General features: G+C 63.2%; 19 protein-coding genes. 11 read left to right on the forward strand and 8 right to left on the reverse strand.

Features of this window, described 5'->3' with window-relative positions; translation table 11 throughout:
* Positions 1-41: 41 nt before the first annotated feature.
* From D3242_RS19615 to D3242_RS19630, 4 genes are all read left to right on the forward strand, one after another.
* Positions 42-974 carry a peptidylprolyl isomerase gene (locus tag D3242_RS19615; RefSeq protein WP_064984960.1) on the forward strand — a complete coding sequence of 311 codons (933 nt, stop codon included), beginning with the start codon at positions 42-44 and terminating at the stop codon, positions 972-974.
* Between the two features lie 13 nt (positions 975-987).
* Complete coding sequence (pdxA, locus tag D3242_RS19620) at positions 988-2,004, forward strand: 4-hydroxythreonine-4-phosphate dehydrogenase PdxA (protein ID WP_171880394.1); 1,017 nt, start codon at positions 988-990, stop codon at positions 2,002-2,004.
* Positions 2,005-2,029: 25 nt separating this feature from the next.
* Entirely contained in the window at positions 2,030-2,869 is an 840-nt protein-coding gene (gene rsmA, locus D3242_RS19625) for a 16S rRNA (adenine(1518)-N(6)/adenine(1519)-N(6))-dimethyltransferase RsmA (RefSeq protein ID WP_019857274.1), read from the forward strand.
* A 64-nt stretch (positions 2,870-2,933) separates the two neighbouring features.
* Positions 2,934-3,227 carry a DUF1330 domain-containing protein gene (locus D3242_RS19630; RefSeq protein WP_038645734.1) on the forward strand — a complete coding sequence of 98 codons (294 nt, stop codon included), beginning with the start codon at positions 2,934-2,936 and terminating at the stop codon, positions 3,225-3,227.
* A gap of 6 nt (positions 3,228-3,233) precedes the next feature.
* Here D3242_RS19630 and gmk read toward each other — a convergent pair whose 3' ends face one another.
* From gmk to mltG, 3 genes are all read right to left on the reverse strand, one after another.
* Positions 3,234-3,890: a guanylate kinase gene (gene gmk / locus D3242_RS19635; RefSeq protein WP_027053294.1), complete on the reverse strand. Its 657-nt coding sequence runs from the start codon at positions 3,888-3,890 to the stop codon at positions 3,234-3,236.
* 21 nt (positions 3,891-3,911) lie between these two features.
* Positions 3,912-4,802, reverse strand: a complete 891-nt coding sequence (locus tag D3242_RS19640) for a YicC/YloC family endoribonuclease (protein ID WP_064984962.1) — start codon at positions 4,800-4,802, stop codon at positions 3,912-3,914.
* A 155-nt stretch (positions 4,803-4,957) separates the two neighbouring features.
* A complete protein-coding gene (mltG, locus tag D3242_RS19645; protein WP_223217758.1) occupies positions 4,958-6,064 on the reverse strand; it encodes an endolytic transglycosylase MltG in 1,107 nt (368 codons plus the stop codon).
* Here mltG and D3242_RS33990 point away from each other — a divergent pair.
* Entirely contained in the window at positions 6,063-6,338 is a 276-nt protein-coding gene (locus D3242_RS33990) for a hypothetical protein (protein WP_223217759.1), read from the forward strand. The two genes, mltG and D3242_RS33990, sit on opposite strands and share 2 nt — an antisense overlap.
* On the opposite strand, the gene fabF is transcribed toward D3242_RS33990, so the two are convergent.
* From fabF to fabD, 4 genes are all read right to left on the reverse strand, one after another.
* Positions 6,326-7,588, reverse strand: coding sequence for a beta-ketoacyl-ACP synthase II (fabF, locus tag D3242_RS19650; RefSeq protein ID WP_064984964.1), 1,263 nt, complete (start codon positions 7,586-7,588; stop codon positions 6,326-6,328). The two genes, D3242_RS33990 and fabF, sit on opposite strands and share 13 nt — an antisense overlap.
* A 34-nt stretch (positions 7,589-7,622) precedes the next feature.
* Positions 7,623-7,859: an acyl carrier protein gene (locus D3242_RS19655; RefSeq protein ID WP_006203723.1), complete on the reverse strand. Its 237-nt coding sequence runs from the start codon at positions 7,857-7,859 to the stop codon at positions 7,623-7,625.
* A 199-nt stretch (positions 7,860-8,058) separates the two neighbouring features.
* A complete protein-coding gene (gene fabG / locus D3242_RS19660) occupies positions 8,059-8,796 on the reverse strand; it encodes a 3-oxoacyl-[acyl-carrier-protein] reductase (protein WP_064984966.1) in 738 nt (245 codons plus the stop codon).
* Between the two features lie 59 nt (positions 8,797-8,855).
* A complete protein-coding gene (gene fabD, locus D3242_RS19665) occupies positions 8,856-9,803 on the reverse strand; it encodes an ACP S-malonyltransferase (RefSeq protein ID WP_064984968.1) in 948 nt (315 codons plus the stop codon).
* Positions 9,804-10,049: 246 nt separating this feature from the next.
* Here fabD and D3242_RS19670 point away from each other — a divergent pair, with 246 nt between their 5' ends.
* Positions 10,050-12,011 (forward strand): LTA synthase family protein, encoded by a 1,962-nt coding sequence (locus tag D3242_RS19670; protein WP_081296146.1) that lies wholly within the window; start codon positions 10,050-10,052, stop codon positions 12,009-12,011.
* Positions 12,012-12,056: 45 nt separating this feature from the next.
* Here the strand turns inward: D3242_RS19670 and D3242_RS19675 are convergent, their stop codons facing one another.
* On the reverse strand, positions 12,057-13,703 hold the full coding sequence (locus D3242_RS19675) for a pilus assembly protein (RefSeq protein ID WP_064984971.1): 1,647 nt from the start codon (positions 13,701-13,703) through the stop codon (positions 12,057-12,059).
* A 464-nt stretch (positions 13,704-14,167) separates the two neighbouring features.
* Here D3242_RS19675 and rpsF point away from each other — a divergent pair, with 464 nt between their 5' ends.
* The 5 genes from rpsF to D3242_RS19700 all read left to right on the forward strand — a co-directional run bounded on the left by rpsF (position 14,168) and on the right by D3242_RS19700 (position 17,590).
* A complete protein-coding gene (gene rpsF, locus D3242_RS19680; RefSeq protein ID WP_010915168.1) occupies positions 14,168-14,668 on the forward strand; it encodes a 30S ribosomal protein S6 in 501 nt (166 codons plus the stop codon).
* On the forward strand, positions 14,668-14,916 hold the full coding sequence (gene rpsR / locus D3242_RS19685; protein ID WP_006203718.1) for a 30S ribosomal protein S18: 249 nt from the start codon (positions 14,668-14,670) through the stop codon (positions 14,914-14,916). The genes rpsF and rpsR overlap by 1 nt, the downstream gene beginning before the upstream one ends.
* Before the next feature lie 217 nt (positions 14,917-15,133).
* Positions 15,134-15,718, forward strand: a complete 585-nt coding sequence (gene rplI, locus D3242_RS19690; RefSeq protein WP_010915167.1) for a 50S ribosomal protein L9 — start codon at positions 15,134-15,136, stop codon at positions 15,716-15,718.
* Between the two features lie 175 nt (positions 15,719-15,893).
* On the forward strand, positions 15,894-17,186 hold the full coding sequence (locus D3242_RS19695) for a cyclopropane fatty acid synthase (RefSeq protein WP_038645716.1): 1,293 nt from the start codon (positions 15,894-15,896) through the stop codon (positions 17,184-17,186).
* Between the two features lie 80 nt (positions 17,187-17,266).
* Positions 17,267-17,590: a YnfA family protein gene (locus D3242_RS19700; protein ID WP_064984973.1), complete on the forward strand. Its 324-nt coding sequence runs from the start codon at positions 17,267-17,269 to the stop codon at positions 17,588-17,590.
* Position 17,591 lies beyond the last annotated feature (1 nt).

The following is a 17,591-nucleotide window of genomic DNA, read 5'->3' on the forward strand; positions in this document are numbered from 1 at the left end:
CGGAAGAGGACGAAATTGGGCGGAACCGGGATAGAATTGGGATGCTAACGATGAGGAAATACCTCTTTTCAGCAGGGTTTGCGCTGCTTGTGGCGGCGACATCCGTGTCGATGGCGGTCATGACGCCGCCTGCTTTCGCCAGCGCGATCAAATACGTCGTCAACGACGTACCAATCACGTCGGGCGATATCGCGCATCGCGCCGCCTTCCTGAAGCTGCAGCGCAAGAAGGGCGATGCCGCCCAGGAAATGATCGACCAGACGCTGCGCCTTGCCGAAGCCAAGCGACTTGGCATACGCATCAGCGACGCTCAGGTCGAGGCGGCCTACCAGCGCTTTGCCACCAACAACAAGATGCAGCTCAGCCAGCTTGATGGCGTGATGGAAAAATCCGGCGTCGGCAAGGATCATTTCAAGGAATTCATCCGTGCCCAGATGGCCTGGAACCAGGCTTTGAGCGCGCGTTACCGTTCCGGTGAAGGCGGCAGCGTGACCGAGCAGGATGCGGTCAGGCGCATGCTCGACAAGGGCGGGGCCAAACCGAGCGCCACCGAGTACATGCTGCAGCAGGTCATCTTCGTCGTCCCGGCATCTGAACGCAGCGCGACGCTGGCCAAGCGCAAGCGCGAGGCCGATGCCATGCGCGCCCGCTTCAACGGCTGCAACACGACGCGCGAATTCGCCAAGGGCCTGCTCGACGTCACCGTTCGCGATCTGGGCCGGGTGCTGGCGCCGCAGCTGCCGCCCGACTGGGCCGAGCAGATCAAGGCGACCAAGGTCGGTGGCGCGACCACCACGCGCGAGACCGAGCGTGGCGTCGAGTTCATCGGCATCTGCTCGTCGCGCGAAGTGTCCGACGACAAGACGGCCCAGATGGTGTTCCAGAGCGAAGGCTCCAGCGACAAGGCCGCCGACGAACTCAGCAAGAAATATGTCGACGAGCTGAAGGCGAAAGCCCGCATCGTCAAGCGCTGACGTGAAGAGCGCAATGACCGCGCTGGCGCTAAGCGTCGGCGATCCGTCCGGCATCGGCCCCGAAATCGCCATCGCCGCCTTCCTGGCGCGCGAGGCGGTCGCCCTGCCCGCCTTTTATCTTTTGGCCGATCCGGCGCTGATCGCCTCACGGGCAAGCCGGCTAGGCGTGTCGTTGCCGATCGTCGAGACGACACCGGCACAGGCGGCGCAGGCTTTCGCCCGCACCTTGCCGATCGTTCCACTGGCGGCCCGGTTCATCGACAGCCCCGGCCGGCCGGATCCGGCCAACGCGGCCGGAACCATCGAGGCGATCGATCGCGCTGTCGCCGCCTGCCTTGCCGGCGACGCCGCCGCCGTGGTCACCTGTCCGATCGCCAAGAAGCCGCTCTATGATGCCGGTTTCCGCTTTCCCGGCCATACCGAATATCTGGCGCATCTGGCGGCCCGGCACAGTGGTGTCCAGGCAATGCCGGTCATGATGCTGGCAGGCCCGGACCTGCGCACGGTTCCCGTCACCATCCACATCGCCCTGGCCGAGGTGCCGAAGGCCCTGACCACAGAACTGATCGTCGCGACAGCGCGCATCACCGCGGCCGACCTCGCCGGCCGCTTTGGCATCGCCAGGCCGAGGCTGGCCATTGCCGGCCTCAATCCGCATGCCGGCGAAGGCGGTTCGATGGGCCTGGAGGACGAGCATATCGTGCGGCCGGCGGTCGACATCCTGCGCGCCGAGGGCATCGATGCTTTCGGCCCCCTGGCGGCCGACACGCTGTTCCATGCGCGGGCGCGGGCAGGCTACGATGCTGCACTTTGCATGTATCACGACCAGGCGTTGATCCCGGCCAAGACGCTGGCCTTCGACGATGCGGTCAACGTCACGCTCGGCCTGCCTTTCATCCGCACGTCGCCAGACCATGGCACCGCCTTCGATATCGCCGGCAAGGGCATTGCACGGCCGGACAGCCTGATCGCCGCATTGAAGCTCGCCAGAACGCTCGCCGACACCGACAAAAAGGCCGCGGCCGCATGAGCGCCTCCGTTTGGGGTCCTAACGCATGAGCATCGACGGGCTGCCGCCGTTGCGCGATGTCATCGAGCGCCATGGGCTGCAGGCGAAAAAGGCGCTCGGCCAGAACTTCCTGCTCGACCTCAATTTGACCGGCAAGATCGCCCGCAGCGCGGGCGACCTGACAAACACCACGGTGATCGAGGTTGGTCCTGGCCCCGGCGGCCTGACAAGAGCGCTGCTTTCCAACGGCGCCCTCCGGGTTGTCGCCATCGAGCGCGACGAGCGCTGCCTGGCGGCATTGGCCGAAGTCTCCGCTCACTATCCCGGCCGGCTGGAGGTGGTTTCCGGCGATGCGCTGAAAACCGACTTCGCCGCCCTCGCCTCCGCGGCCGCCGGAGCCAGCGGTCAGGTACGGATCGTGGCCAATCTGCCCTACAACATCGGCACTGAATTGCTCGTGCGGTGGCTGACGGTCGTGGACTGGCCACCCTTCTACGCCTCGATGACGCTGATGTTCCAGCGTGAGGTTGCCCAGCGCATCGTCGCAGAGCCGGGCAGCGACGCCTATGGCAGGCTTGGGGTGCTGGCCGGCTGGCGCACTAAGGCCAGGATCGCCTTCGACGTGCCTCCCCAGGCCTTCACGCCGCCGCCCAAGGTGACCTCTTCGGTGGTGCATCTGGAGCCGCGCGTGACGCCCCTGCCCGCTGACGTCAAGAAACTCGGCCGCGTCACCGAAGCCGCCTTCGGCCAACGCCGCAAGATGCTGCGGCAGAGTGTGAAGAGCCTCGGCGGCGAGGCCTTGCTGGAGCGTGCGGGCATAGATCCGACCCGCCGCGCCGAAACGCTCAGCGTCGAGGAATTCGTCAGGCTGACCAATTCTGTTTAGCGCCGGTCTGGAATTGCGACGATGCAGGAATAGATAGTCCGGCGAGCATGCCGGAGAAACCTAAATGCCTGCCTATATCATTTCCGATGTCACCATCCGCGACCAAGAAGCATTCCAGACATACCGCTCGCGTGCCGCGGCTTCCATTGCCCATTATGGCGGGCGCTATCTCGTACGCGGCGGCCAAGTGGATACGCTGGAGGGCGAGTGGCATCCCACACCGCTGATCGTTGTCGAATTTCCTGACATTGAGCAGGCACGGCGCTGGTACGCATCCGCCGAGTATGCTGCAGCGCTGGATGTGCGCGACGCCGCGCTCAGCCGCCATCTGATCCTGGTCGACGGCATGGCGCCCTGACGCCAATCAGACGGTTTTCTCGTCCAGCAGCCCTGAGACGAAATCGAAGAGACCTGGCCGACGGTCGCGCCGCAATCGTTCGGCGACAACGATGCCGCGCACCTCGGCGAAGGCGCGGTCGAGATCGTCATTGACGATGACGAAATCATATTCCTTCCAGTGCTCGATCTCGTTGCGGGCATTCTTCAGCCGCGTCTCGATCACCGCTTCCTGGTCCTCGGCGCGTCGCTTCAGGCGGGCCTTCAATTCCTTCATCGATGGCGGCAGGATGAAGATCGAGACGATGTCGGCGCGCATCTTCTCCTTCAGCTGCTGTGCGCCTTGCCAGTCGATATCGAACAGCATATCGCGGCCCTGCGCCAGCGCCAGTTCCGCGGGCTCGCGCGGCGTCGCATAGCAATTGCCGTGCACCTCCGCCCACTCGAGCAGCGCATCGGAATCACGCAACCGTTCGAACTCGCGCATGGTGCGGAAATGATAATGGACACCCTCGATCTCTGAGCCGCGGCGCGGTCTGGTGGTGACCGAGACCGACAATTCGAGGCTGGAATCGCTTTCTAGGAGGTTGCGCGCGATCGTCGACTTGCCGGCACCGGATGGCGACGACAGGACGAGCATCAGCCCCCGGCGGCGGATGCGGGATCCCAAATCCCTGGGAACCATCGGTTCCTTGGCGACCATCGGCTACTCCAGATTCTGGACCTGTTCACGAAACTGGTCGACCACCGCCTTCAGCTCCAGCCCGATCGCGGTGACGGCTGCGGCGTTCGACTTCGAACACAGCGTATTCGATTCGCGGTTAAATTCCTGTGCCAGAAAATCGAGCTTCCGGCCGACGGCGCCGCCGCCCTCAAGCAGCGCCCGGCCAGATGCGACATGCGTCTTCAGCCGATCGATCTCTTCGCGAATATCAGCCTTGGTGGCGAGGAATGCCGCCTCCATGTGCAGCCGGCTCGCATCCAGATTGACGGACGCGTCGATCAACAGCCTGACCTGCTCGGCTAGGCGTTCACGGATCGCCGCCGTCTCGCGGGACGGATCCGCCTCCGCGCGCAGCGTCAGCACCTCGATGGCTTCGATGTGGCCAGACAGCAGCAAAGCCAGGGCCGCACCCTCGCTTTGCCGTGCCTGCTCGAGTCCTTTCAGCGCCACGTCGAGCGCAGCCATGATGGCGCTGTCGAGCGCGGCGCGCGCCTCTTCGGTTTCCACGGTTTCGGGAATGTCGAGCACGCCACGCAGCGACAGCAACCCGTCTGCCGTCGCGGGAGCAACGCCGAACTGTTCCTGCAGCCGCTTGGCGAGACCCGCAAGGTCCTTTAGGAACGCCTCGTTGACGACGGGTTGCGCCTGCGTGCCGGCGGCGCGGCCAATGGTCAGCGTCGCCTGGAAATTGCCGCGGGCAAAACGCTTCTGCAGCGTTTGCCTGACCGCCGGTTCCAGCCGCTCGAAACCTTGCGGCAGCCGCAGCCGCACCTCGACGCTCTTGCCGTTGACGGACTTGACCTCCCAGGCGATCGAGGTCCCGTCATGTTCGGCGACCGCACGCGCAAATCCGGTCATGCTCTGTAAATTCATGTCGCCTGCACATCCCTGGCGCATCACCCCGAAACCAGTTTCCGGACAGGGCAAGTGCTGCTTGAAAATAACCCCGCCGTAGGTGCGTCGAAATCGGACGCGTGGCGTTCCTTCAAATGTCAGGCTGTCGCCTTTCGGGCAATGCCTTTCTTCGCCTATTGGGCATCGCCCGCATCGCCGCCGGCGTCGCCATTGTCGCCACCAGTGCTGCCGTCGGCAGGTTTGTCGGTAGCAGGCTTGTCGGCGTTGCCGTTTGCACCAGCGGGAGCGGCGGCCTTGGCCGCGTCATCGGCCTGCTTCTTCTGCAACGCACGATATCGGGCGACGTTCTCATTGTGCTCGTCGAGCGTCGCCGCAAAGACGTGACCGCCCGTGCCGTCGGCGACAAAATAGAGATCGTCGGTCTTCGATGGATTGGCCACGGCCTCAAGCGCTGCGCGGCCCGGATTGGCAATGGGCGTCGGCGGCAGGCCGTTGATCATATAGGTATTGTAAGGCGTCTGCTTCTGGATGTCCGACTGGTAGATCGGGCGGTCAGCGGGCTTTCCCTTGCCGCCGAACAGACCATATATGATGGTCGGGTCGGATTGCAGGCGCATGCCCTTGGCCAAGCGGTTGAGGAAGACGGCGGCGACGCGCGAACGCTCGTCACCCTTACCGGTTTCCTTCTCGACGATCGAGGCCAGCGTGACGAAGTCCTCGATATTGGCCAGGGGCAGGTCCGGCGCGCGCCGCTGCCAGACCTCGTCGACCAGTTTCTTCTGGTCGGCCACCAGCTTGTCGATCATCTGCTGACGCGTCGCACCGCGCGTGAAGCGCAGCGTGTCGGTGGCAACGCTGCCCTCGGGAGGCGTTGTCGCCGGCATGTCGCCGCTCAAGGCGGGTTCATCGGCGATACGCTGCAGAGCCTGCTCAACCGTCAGCCCTTCCGGAATGGTCAGCGAGTACATCACCGACTTGCCGCTTTTCAAAAGCTCCATGATGTCGCGCATGGATGCCCGGGGCTTGATTTCGTATTCGCCGGCCTTGAGCGCGGAATCGTTGCCGAAAGCACGCACGCCAAGGCGGAAGACGCGGGCGTCACTGATCAGTCCACGGCGCTCAAGCTGGTCGGCGATGTCCTGGACGCCGGTGTTCGGCTTGACCAGGAAGGTGTCGCCATTGGCCGATGGACCGGGTTCAGTGAATTCCTGCTTGCCGAAGTAAAGTGCCGCGCCCGCGGCCAGAACCATCAGCATCACCAGGGAGATGACGAAGTTCATGAACACCACGACCTGGCTGCGCGAAGCGCGCGAGCGTTTCGGCGGCGGCGTTCCGGCTTCCGGCCGCAAGGCCTCGCTGGCTGTCTTCGGCACGATCGGTCCGGTATTGTTCGCCGGCCGTTGCCCGACTTCTCCATTGCCCGCCGGATTTGTGGTCATCTCGCCCTACCGTTTGATCTCTCAACGAATCCCCTGCGGCAGAGTAGGGGCGAATATGGCAAAATTGACGACATGCCGAAGCATCGCCCGGCAGCCGGACGATCAGCCATTGTAGCGCTGGAACACAAGCGAAGCGTTTGTACCGCCGAAGCCGAAGGAATTGGAGAGCGCCACGTCGATCTGGCGGGAGCGAGGCTTGTTCGGCACCAGGTCGATCGCGGTTTCGCGCTCCGGGTTGTCGAGATTGATGGTCGCGGGCGCGACATTGTCCCTGATCGCAAGGATCGAAAAGATCGCTTCGGCGGCACCCGCCGCTCCCAGGAGATGGCCGATCGACGACTTGGTCGACGACATCGAAATCTTCGACGCGGCATTACCGACAAGCCGCTCGACTGCGCCGAGTTCGATCGTGTCGGCCATGGTCGAGGTGCCATGCGCGTTGATGTAGTCGACATCGGCGGGCGCAAGCCTGGCCCGGTTCAGCGCCGCGGTCATGCAACGGAAAGCGCCATCGCCGTCTTCAGCCGGTGCGGTGATGTGATAGGCATCGCCGGTAAGGCCGTAGCCGGTCACCTCGGCATAGATCTTGGCGCCACGCGCCTTGGCATGCTCGAGTTCTTCCAGCACCACAACGCCGGCGCCCTCGCCCATGACGAAGCCGTCGCGGTCACGGTCATAGGGACGCGATGCCGTTTGCGGCGTGTCATTTCGCTCGGTCGACAGCGCCCGGCAAGCGGCGAAACCGGCGATTGACAGCCTTGTCACCGGCGCCTCGGCACCGCCGGCGACCATGACGTCGGCATCGCCCCACATGATCAGGCGGGCCGCATCGCCAATGGCGTGCGCACCGGTCGAGCAGGCCGTGACCACGGCATGGTTCGGACCTTTCAGCCCGTGCCGGATCGAAACCTGGCCGGAGACGAGATTGATGATCTGGCCGGGGATGAAGAAGGGGCTGATGCGGCGCGGACCGCGCTCCTTGAGGATTATCGCGTTCTCGGCAATGCCCTCGATGCCGCCGATGCCGGAACCGATGAGCACGCCTGTGGCGCATTGGTCTTCGTGGGTCTTGGGCTCCCAGCCGGAGTCCTTCAGCGCTTCGTCGGCGGCCGCAATCCCGTACAGGATGAAGTCGCCGATCTTGCGCAATTCCTTCGGCTCGAGCACGGCCTCGGGATTGAAGGTGGCATTGCTGCCGTCACCACGCGGAATGACGTGGGCGATCTTGCAGGCAAGATCCTCCACCTCGAACTCGGTGATGCGCTTGGCCGCGCTGCGGCCGGTCAGAAGTTCCTTCCAGCTGTGCTCGAAGCCCATGCCGAATGGCGACAACAACCCAAGGCCCGTGACGACGACACGCCTCATCGCAGGTCCTCCCCAGTGATGACTGCGGAAAGCGTCAGGCCGAAGCCTTGTCGATGTACTTCACCGCATCGCCGACGGTCAGGATGGTCTCGGCTGCGTCGTCGGGAATTTCCACGCCGAACTCTTCTTCGAACGCCATGACGAGTTCGACCGTGTCGAGGCTGTCAGCGCCCAGATCATCGATGAAGCTCGCCTGCTCCGTCACTTTGTCGGCATCGACGCCAAGGTGCTCGATGACGATCTTCTTGACGCGCTCTGCGGTGTCACTCATTTGGGGCATCCTCGTCTTTTGTTTGTCTGTCTTCGTTAGCGGGCAGAATGCCGCTAATCAAGCTGAAAGATGGTCCTGCCGGAAACGCAACGGCCACGAACCGGTTTTTGCCCGAACCGCCGGGTTGCGGGCCGCATTACACGAAAAATGGCTGAGGTCCAAGGTGAAATGGTCTCTTTTCACAGGCCCGCCATATCCGTCAAATCATGGCCATGCCGCCATTGACATGGATGGTCTGGCCGGTGACGTAGGCGGCTTCGTTGGAGGCGAGGTAGGCGACGGCGGACGCCACTTCAGCACCCGTGCCCATGCGGCGCGTCGGGATCGCTGCCATGATCGCCTCTTTCTGCTTGTCGTTGAGCTTGTCGGTCATGGCCGATTCGATGAAGCCCGGAGCAACGCAGTTGACGGTGATGTTGCGGGTAGCGATCTCCTGCGCCAGCGATTTGGAGAAGCCGATCATGCCGGCCTTTGAGGCGCAATAGTTGGCCTGGCCGGGATTGCCTGTCACGCCGACCACGGAGGTGATGTTGATGATGCGGCCATGGCGGCGGCGCATCATCGGATGGGTGAGTTCGCGCGTCAGCCGGAAAACGGCGGTCAGGTTGACGTCGAGCACTGAGTCCCAATCGGCGTCCGACATGCGCACGAACAGGCCGTCCTTGGTGATGCCGGCATTGTTGACCAGTATGTCGACGCCTTCGAGTTCGGCCTCCGCCTTCTGGCCGAGCGCCTTGACTTCGTCGCGGTTCGACAGATTGGCCGGAAACAGCTTGACCCGGTCGCCGAGTTCGCCTGCCAAGGCCTCCAGTTTCTCGATGCGGGTGCCGTGCAGGCCGACAATGGCGCCTTGCGCATGCAGCACGCGGGCAATCGCCTCACCGATGCCTCCGGATGCGCCGGTGACGAGCGCCTTGCGGCCGGTCAGTTCGAACATTTTCGTCTCCTGATCTGAGAAAACACCCTTCACACGGGTGGGGTCAAATCGCCAGTGGATTATGCGAATGTGGCCAGGGCGGCCTCGACATCGGCCGGCGTGCCGACGGCAGATGTCGCGATGTCGCGGTTGATGCGCCGTGCCAGGCCCGACAGCACCTTGCCGGCGCCGATCTCGTAAAGCGTGGTGACGCCGTTGGCGCCGAACCATTCTACCGTTTCGCGCCAGCGCACGCGGCCGGTGATCTGCTCGACCAGGCGCCGGGCGATCTCTTCGGGATCGCTGGTCGGGGTCACCGTGACGTTGGACAGCACAGGCACCGCCGGCGCATGCTTCGTCACACCGGCGAGCGCGTCGCGCATGATATTGGCCGCCGGCGCCATCAGCGCCGAATGGAAGGGTGCCGAGACCTGCAGCATCAGCGCCCGCTTGGCGCCCTTTTCGGTGCACAATTTGGCGGCCAGTTCGACCGCGGCCTTGGCGCCGGAAATGACCAGCTGGCCGCCGCCATTGTCGTTGGCGATCTGGCAGACCTTGCCGGAGCCTTGCGCAGCCTCGGTGCAAGTGGCTTCGACATCCGCCTGCTCCAGTCCGATGATGGCCGCCATGGCGCCTTCGCCGGCCGGCACAGCCGCCTGCATGGCATTGCCGCGAATGCGCAGCAACCGAGCCGCATCGGCGACGGAAACGAAACCGGCGGCGGCAAGGGCCGAATATTCGCCCAGCGAATGGCCGGCGACATAGGCGACCTTGTCCTTCAACGAGAAACCGCGCGCTTCCAGCGCCCTGATCGCCGCCAGCGAAACCGCCATCAGCGCCGGCTGCGCGTTGGCCGTCAGCGTCAAGGTCTCTTCCGGACCTTCCCATATCAGCTTCGACAGGTTTTCGCCGAGCGCGTCGTCGACTTCCTGGAAGACCCTGCGCGCCTCGGGAAAGGCGTCGGCGAGATCCTTGCCCATGCCGACAGCCTGGCTGCCTTGTCCCGGAAAGGTGAATGCGACGGCCATGCGTGGCTCCCGAAGACTGGTTTTACTTGACCTGATAACACGAATTTTCCCTGCCTGTGGCGCAAGGCAGGCCGCCAAGTCAAGCCCGGTTCAACCCGGCCCCAGTTCCGAACCGTACGCCGAGTGCCTGTTCCGAAAGGGCTTTTTGGCGATCACTCCTGATGAAAACCGCTCACGAATCGTTCGCTGGCTCTTCTTATTTCCGCCACAGGCGCTAGCTTTGCGTGACAATTATATGACAATCGCGTGACTTGGGTTGTCGCCGGGTGGGAAGTTAAAGTGGCAAAGAGTTCAAAACGCGCCAGCAAAGCTGCGCCTCAATTCCTGGAAGACGATCCGTCCACCGGCTATTTGCCGGGCCGGAGATGGCCGATCGTCCGTTACGGGCTGATAAGCTTGGCGATCTCCGCCATCCTGGTGTTCGCCATCGAATTGATCGTGCGCGGTGACGTCGCCGGCACCGTTTTATTCTTCCTGCAGCCGCTCAAGCCGGGCTGGACCACCATCGTCGTGTTCGCGCTGATCCTCATCGGTCTCGACGCCGTTCTGGGACGCAGCCATCAGAGCCTGATGATCGTCGCGCCCTTGACGCTGGCGCTGGCCTTTGTCGGCCATCAGAAATCGCATTATCTCGGCGATCCGCTCTACCCGACTGACTTTCTCTACGCTCGCCAGATCTTCGCGCTGCTGCCGCTTCTGGTGCGTGACCGGCCGATGACCGCGCTCGCCATGGTCGCCGGCATCATCGCCGGCCTGTCGCTGCTCGTCTATGGCTGGCGGCTGTGGCGCCGCAAGGTTCCAGCGCTCAGCCACAAGGGCCGCCTTGCCCGGCTGACGCTGGCGGTGCCGCTGCTCGCCTTCTTCGTCTCGATCATGGACTATGCCACCTTCTCCTGGACCAGGGATCGGCTGCAGATCATCCCGATCATGTGGGACCAGAAGGAAAACTACGCCTCCAACGGCTTTGCGCTCGCCTTCGCGCTCAACGTGCCGATGGCGCATGTCTCGGCACCGCCGGGCTATACGGACAAGGCGATCAAGGCGATCGACCGGCCGCAGACGACGGCCTCGGTGCCCGATGAAAAGCCCGACATCATTATCGTCATGAGCGAATCCTTCTGGGATCCGACCAGGCTGCCCGGCGTCACCATCACGCCGGATCCCATTCCCACCGTGCGGGCATTGCGTTCCGGTTCGATGTTCTCGCCTGAATTCGGCGGCATGACCGCCAACATCGAATTCGAGGCGCTGACCGGCTTTTCCAACGCTTTCCTGCCGGCTGGCAGCATCCCCTACCAGCAATATGTGCGCACGCCGACGCCTTCCATGGCGACCTTCCTGAAAAGCGAGGGCTACAGCGCGCGTGCCATACATCCCGGCACCAACTGGTTCTGGAACCGTGGCGCGGTGTACGCCGATTTCGGCTTCAACGATTTCAAGTCGGAAGAGACGCTGCCGCCCATGGAAAAGCGCGGTCCGCTGGCATCCGACGCGGCGATGACGGACGAGATCATCCGCGAAGCCGACGCCAGCAACGACCCGGTGTTCTTCTTCGCGGTCAGCCTGCAAAACCATGGCCCCTATGAACCGAACCGCTATTACAACCCGACCCACGCGGTTCAGGCGCCGATCAGCCAGTGGGCGCGCGACTCGCTGTTGAGCTATGCGGAGGGTTCAGCCGACGCGGACCGGGGCCTTGAACGGCTGATCGAATGGGCCAAGAAGCGGGAGCGGCCGACGATTGTCGCCTTCTTCGGCGACCATCTGCCGCCGCTCGGGCCGGTCTATGTCGAGACCGGCTTCCTCAAGGACAATGTCGCGCCGCGCAAGGAGCCGACGCCGCAGGCCGCCCTTGACCATCACGAAACGCCACTGATCATCTGGTCGAACCGGTCCGGTCCGGTCGCGAACCTCGGCACGGTGAGCCCGGCATTCCTGCCCTATCATATCCTGACTGCCGCCGGCATCACCCATCCCTACTATACGGGCTTCCTGGGCGAGATGCGGGAGCGCTACCGCGTCGTCGACCGCAACCTGCTTCTGACCCCGGCCGGCGAGGCCACGCCCGACTGGTCGCGCCAGAAGGAGATCGACCCGGCGATCCGCGATTTCCGGCTCATCCAGTACGACATGATGTTCGGCAAGCGCCACGCGGCGCCCGACTTCTTCCCCGAGACGGTCGACAAGGGTGTCGCCCACACGAGTTGATCAGCCGACCCATCGGGTTCAGCCTGGACCTGGCGGAGCGAACACTCAATTCGTCAGTTGCAGCCTTGAGAACTTGTTGGCGATCTGCTGGAAAACGTCCGGCAGTTTGGCCGGGTCGTTGACGGCATAGTAGCCGCTCGGGTCCGAGGCACACGCACTGTAAAGCGCGCGGTTGGCGGCAGTGTCGGATTGCAGCACCATGGTGTAGATTTGCACGCCCTCGTTCTTCAATTGCGTGCAGACGCTTTTGGTCCAGCCGTCGACATTGCGCGCCGCGGCGGCCTGGTCGTCCGATCCGAAACGGCCACCCGCCAGATAACCATAGGATGTGTAGTCGGACTTCGTCGGCTGTTCGCTGGCGCCATAGACGACGTTCTCGCCGTCGGTGAGCAACAGCACGATCTTGCTAATGCCGCTTGTCTTCCACGGCGCTGCATCGGTGTAGGGCGCGGCGGGCGACAGCACCCGCATGCCCCACGACAGGCCTTCGGAGACATTGGTTCCCGAACCGTTCCACTCGGTCATCTCGCTTGCTGCCTTGCGCAGCTTGTCGAAATCGTCGGTCAGGGGGACGATGGGTGTCGGGCAAGCGCGGTTCGGGCCGACGGTGATGGCGGAACCCGTCTCGGTGATGAGCTCCTTGGTCGGCGCAACGTATTTGGCCACCTTTTCCTTGGCACCCTTGTCGCCCGGTGGCACAGGGTCGGCCAGACTGCTGAGATCGATACCGAGACGGTTGCCTTTCAGTTTGGCGACCTTGGTGTTGTCGCTGACGTCGTCGAGATAGGAATTGTTGTAGTATTTGGCCGCATTGCCATAGGAGCTAGATGGCTTTTGGGCACCTTCCGGATCGTCCGGCGCAAAATACGGAACAAACAGCGTGTCGGGCTTGTCCGGGTCGGGTGGGGTATCGGAAATGTTATAAGCGCCCGGGCGCGCCTCGACACAGCCCTTCCATCCGGTGCCGTTCCATCCGGCCGCGGTCCATCCGGTGTCCTTGAGCTGCTTGAAAAGCGCCATATGATTGGGACGCTTGCCGTCGATGACGGGGAAATTGACGCCGTTGGTGGAAGACTTGCCGTCCATGTCGATCCAGGACGGGTCGAATTCATCGCCATTGACGTTGACGGCCGTGACGAACGGAACCAGGGAGGCGCGAATCTGGCGCGTCGGCGATTTTGTCGCCTCGAGTGTGTCCAGCAGGGACTTCGTTGCCGTCCTCAACGCCGTCATGCGGGCACCGGCCATCGAGCCGGTATTGTCCAGCACCAGCACGACTTCGAGCTGATTGTTCGATTCGACCGCCGAGGCATCGACGGCGATGTGTCTGTTCCGGCCGAACAGGAAACCGAAGTTCAAATTGACGTCGGCCGACGCAACCGCCTTGGTCTTGATGAAGTTGACGCCCCTGTCGACGGTCAGCGTCGCCTGCGCGTTGGCGAGTTCGCCATGCCCGGCGATGTTGGCCTGAAAATAGCGATCGAAGGCATCGGTGCGGCTAATGTCGAGGTCGCCGAGATGCGAGGAGGCAAGATTTGCGGCGTCGAGCGCGTTCTGCAGGTTGCTCTTGGCCCGCATGACGGTGGACACGTCGACCGCGAAGGCCACGGCCGACAGGATGGCCGGCGGCCCGAGCCCCATCAGCAGCGCGAAATTGCCGCTCTTCGAGCGCCAGAACCTGTTGAGAAGCATCCTTACCCCCGAAAATGCTTACCGCTTGATCTGCGCGGATCGCCCGGGTTTTTGCGCCTTCCATGATGAATCGACCGTTGACGGCGAGGGCGAAACCTGCACAACCTGACATTGTGGTTAAGGGCCGGTTGCCGGAAATCACCAGGCCATTCCGGCGCTGCCGCCTGATTTTCCGGCGCCCTGCGACATCGGGATCGCCGCCTGCCCTTGCCTTATCAGTGGATTGCTGTATAGACGCCGCCAATCTGCCGGTCCCAGCTGGGGGCTGAACGGAGGGCCGGAGGTTTTATCAAAGCCTTCGTGTGAAGCCAGAAGGGCTTCCGCCTCCCGTGTCTCCGCTCTCGACCGTCTCGTCATGCTCCTTTCTTCCCTGCCCCTTTAACCGGGACAAGCGGGTCAGAGAAGTTGCAGAGGCTTTTGCCGCCGGGAACCGGGAGAGAAACGAAGAAAGGCACGAAGACATAATGGCTCTTTACGAACATGTGTTTCTTGCCCGGCAGGACCTCTCGCAGCAGCAGGTCGATGCGCTTGTCGAACAGTACAAGGGCGTCATCTCCGCGAATGGCGGGTCCGTCGGCCGGGTCGAGAACTGGGGATTGAAGTCCCTCACCTACCGGGTCAACAAGAACCGGAAGGCCTACTACACGCTCATGGACCTCAATTGCCCGCCGGCAGCGCTCAACGAAATGGAGCGCCAGATGGGTCTGTCCGAGGACGTCCTGCGTTTCCTGACCATCAAGGTCGAGGCGCATGAGGAAGGTCCGTCGGCCATGATGCAGAAGCGCGAAGAGCGCTCCGAGCGCGGCAGCTTCGGCGACCGCGACCGTGGCGATCGTGGCCCGCGTTCGTTCGGCGACCGTGATCGCGGCGACCGTGGCGATCGTCCGCCGCGTTCGTTCGGCGACGCCGGTGGCGATCGTGGTCCGCGCCGTCCGCGCGAAGGCTTTGAAGGGGGTGCAGAATAATGGTCGACATCAACCAGATCCCGACCCGGCGCCCGTTCCATCGTCGCCGCAAGACCTGCCCGTTCTCCGGCGCCAACGCGCCCAAGATCGACTACAAGGACGTGCGTCTGCTGCAGCGCTACATTTCCGAGCGCGGCAAGATCGTGCCGTCGCGCATCACCGCCGTCAGCCAGAAGAAACAGCGTGAACTCGCCAAGGCGATCAAGCGCGCCCGCTTCCTCGGCCTGCTGCCCTACGTGGTCCGCTAATTCTCCCGAACGGGCGGTTCGCCGCCCGTTCCTCTCACCGGCCATGACGGGCATGACCGGTTCAGCCATCAAATCCCGAGTTGAGGTCAAGGCCTCTAACTGCCGCGACAGGCAGGACAGCGACACCGGCGCTCAAGGCGCTCAAGCTTCCTGACCTGTTCCCAGAGAATTCGGCGCCTGCCTTCATGGACGGACGCCAACCAAAAGGAACAAAACCATGGAAGTCATTCTTCTCGAACGCGTTTCCCGCCTCGGCCAGATGGGCGATACCGTCAAGGTCAAGGACGGCTTTGCCCGTAATTTCCTGCTGCCGCAAGGCAAGGCGCTGCGCGCCAACGAAGCCAACAAGAAGAAGTTCGAGGGCCAGCGCGCCCAGCTCGAAGCCCGCAATCTCGAGCGCAAGTCGGAAGCCAGCCAGGTCGCCGAAAAGCTCGACGGCAAGAGCTTCATCGCCGTGCGCTCCGCCGGTGAAACCGGCCAGCTCTACGGTTCGGTGTCGACGCGCGACATCGCCGAGCTGCTGACGGCGGAAGGTTTTTCGGTCAACCGCAACCAGATCCTGCTCAACCAGCCGATCAAGACCATCGGTCTCACCAATGTGGCGATCGCGCTGCATCCGGAAGTCGAAGTCACCGTCACGCTCAACATCGCCCGCACGGCCGACGAAGCCGAGCGCCAGGCCAAGGGCGAGACGCTGACCACCGCCGAAGCCATCTATGGCGACGACATCAACGACAATGCGCGGCCGGAAAACTTCTTCGATCCGAATGCCGAATTCGACGGCGGCGAAGACAACGCCTGATCGCGTACGGCAAGCGAGGGAGCAGCGCTCCGATCACTTTGTCTTAATCCAGCCGTTCTGGACCAATGCCCGGGCCTCTCGCCCGGGCATTTTTGTGCCAAAAGGAACTTTCCGAACCCCCATATATTGTTGCAGAATTAAGGCAGCCAGTCTGACCGTGAGGGGACATTTGGTTATGAACATTCTGCTGAAGCGCGTTCTCGACCGCCTGGTGCGCACGGGCAATCTCAAGGTAACCGGGCCAAAAGGCCTGACAGTCATCTTCGGCGACGGCACCGGCGAGCCGGTGCACATGCACATCAAGACCCGGCATGCCGAACGCGCCATCACCTTCGATCCGATGCTGGCGGTGCCTGAATCCTACATGGACGGCGAGCTCGACATTCTCGAAGGCGGCGTGCTCGGACTGATGCGCATCGCCTTCCAGAACATGGGCAGCGGCGGCATCGACGCGACCTGGTCGAAGGCCATCGAAGGCCTGCGCCACGCCTTCCGCCGCCTGCAGCAGATCAACACTGCCTCGCGCTCGCGCCGCAACGTGCAGCGTCACTACGATCTGTCGGGCGATCTCTACCGGCTCTTCCTCGACGAGGACATGCAGTATTCCTGCGCCTATTTCGAACAGCCAGATATGACGCTGGACGAAGCGCAGGCCGCCAAGAAGCGCCATATCGCCGCCAAGCTCAGGCTGAAGGCCGGCCAGACCGTGCTCGACATCGGCTCCGGCTGGGGCGGGCTCGGCCTCTATCTGGCCAAGGCGTTCGACGTCGACGTCCAGGGCGTGACGCTGTCGACCGAACAGCATGGCGTGGCCACCGATCGGGCGCATGCGCAAGGCCTGGAAAGCCACGTCCATTTCGAGCTGAAGGATTATCGCGAACTCAACGAACGCTTCGACCGCATCGTTTCGGTCGGCATGTTCGAACATGTCGGCGTCAACCACTTCCGCACCTTCTTCGACAAGGCGTCGACGCTGCTGAAGCCCGATGGCGTCATGCTGCTGCACACGATCGGCCGCTCCGGCGTGCCGTGGGCAACCAGCGCCTTCATCCGCAAGTATATTTTCCCGGGCGGCTACATACCCGCCATGTCGGAAGTGCTGCCGGCGATCGAGAAGTCCGGCCTCGTGGTTACCGACGTGGAGATTCTGCGGCTGCACTATGCCGACACGCTGAAGCACTGGGGCCAGCGCTTCGCCGCCAACCGCGACAAAGCCAAGGCCATCTACGACGAACGCTTCTGCCGCATGTGGGAATTCTATCTGGCCGCTTCGGAAGCCGCCTTCCGCTGGCAGGACCTGGTCATCTTCCAGTTCCAGATCGCCAAGAAGAACGACACGCTGCCGATGACCCGCGACTACATGGCCAAATGCGAAAAGGCCTTGGAGATGCGTGACTTGGGCCGCCGCGAGGCGGCTCCCGTCGAGAAGCCAGTCAAGCCCGCCCGCCGCCGCAAGGTGGCGGAGTAGACACGCCGTTCGCCATTGGCGCTTGCCATTCCCGGCCCATGCCCTGAAAAAGGCGTCGTGATCGTCGCGAGGCCTTTTTCATGACTTATCTCCTCTATGCCGCCACGGCGCTCGCCGAGATCGCCGGCTGTTTTTCGGTATGGGCCTGGTGGCGGCTGGAAAGATCGCCCTTGTGGCTGGCGCCAGGCTTCGTCTCGCTGCTTTTGTTCGCCTGGCTTCTGGCGCTGGTCGACACCAATGCCGCGGGCCGAGCCTATGCCGCTTATGGCGGCATCTACATCGCTGCCTCGCTGGCCTGGCTGTGGCTGGTGGAAGGCGTGCGGCCCGACCGCTGGGATCTTGCTGGCGCCGCACTGTGCATAGCCGGCGCGTCGCTCATCGTGCTCGCACCGCGAGGAGCATAGC

The organism is Mesorhizobium jarvisii (assembly GCF_003601985.1).
Taxonomy (GTDB): Bacteria; Pseudomonadota; Alphaproteobacteria; order Rhizobiales; family Rhizobiaceae; genus Mesorhizobium; species Mesorhizobium jarvisii.